The sequence below is a fragment of the Microcoleus sp. w1-18aA5 genome (genome assembly GCF_036701705.1).
GTDB lineage: Bacteria > Cyanobacteriota > Cyanobacteriia > Cyanobacteriales > Microcoleaceae > Microcoleus.
This window is the reverse complement of the sequence record NZ_JAUPTE010000182.1, coordinates 1-1111: the sequence shown is the minus strand read 5'-3', so window position 1 is coordinate 1111 and position 1111 is coordinate 1. Positions and strand designations below refer to the sequence as shown.

At 41.0% G+C, this 1111-nt stretch carries 1 protein-coding gene; it reads left to right on the top strand.

From position 1 onward, the window contains the following. Positions 1 to 164: 164 nt before the first annotated feature. Positions 165 to 1111, top strand: a 947-nt coding sequence (locus Q5691_RS27600) for an ISAs1 family transposase (RefSeq protein ID WP_333348429.1), incomplete at its 3' end; no start/stop codon positions are given.

The window sequence follows — 1111 nt, the reverse complement described above, 5'->3', positions numbered from 1 at the left end:
AAAAAAACAAAATACACAGGGATCCCCCTCGTCATTAACGGTTCTATAATGCCTCAAAGCTAAGTCATCAAGGTAAGGAAAAGTTTATGGGTATGAGTAAAGGATTCGCTCACTCCAAGCCAGCGGAAAAATCCTCTGCGCTCAACAAGCCAAAACCTATCTCTATGGAAGATTTACAAGCTGGCTTTTCAAATTATTTTGATGACGTACCAGATCCAAGAGTGGAGCGAACCAAACACCACTTACTCAAAGATATTCTCGTCATTGCCTTATTAGCTGTGATAGCCGGAGCGGATGGGTGGGAAGACATAGAAAATTATGGAATCAGTAAGCTTACCTGGTTACAAAAGTTTTTAAAGTTACCCAATGGCATCCCAAGTGACGATACATTCCGTCGGGTATTTGAAAAGCTAGAGCCCAAAATTTTAGAGAAAAAATTGCGAACATGGATGAACCAATTAATCGGGTCAGTTGCTCAAGAAGTGAGCCCGATTGATGGAAAAAGTCTGAGAGGGTCTTATGACCGAACAAAAGGGATAAAAAACTTACATTTAGTGACGGCATGGGCGAGTGAACATCGGTTAGTCTTGGGACAAGTCAAAGTTGAAGACCATTCAAATGAAATCACAGCGATCCCGGCATTGTTGGAATTAATTGACATCACCGGAGCCATTGTTACGATTGATGCGATGGGGACTCAAGCCGAGATTGTTCGGTTAATTCGTCAGAAAAAAGGCGATTATGTAGTCACATTAAAAAGTAATCATCCAACTCTTTATAATCAAGTCAAAACCTGGTTTGAGATGGCTAAATCTCAACAGTTTGAGGGAATTAAAGTGAGTCATGATTCCCGCACAGAAAAGGGACATCATCGCGTCGAAATTAGAAAAGTTTGGGCGGTGCCAGTGGCGGCATTAGGAGGATTTTATAAACAAGAACAATGGACAGATATTCAGACTATTGTTTGTGTAGAACGAGTCCGTCATCTTTGGAACAAAACGACTCAAGAGGTACAGTTTTACCTAAGTTCTTTACCAGTAGATGCTCAGCTTAATGGTCGTGTAATTCGTCAACATTGGGGGATTGAAAACCAAGTTCATTGGACTTTAGA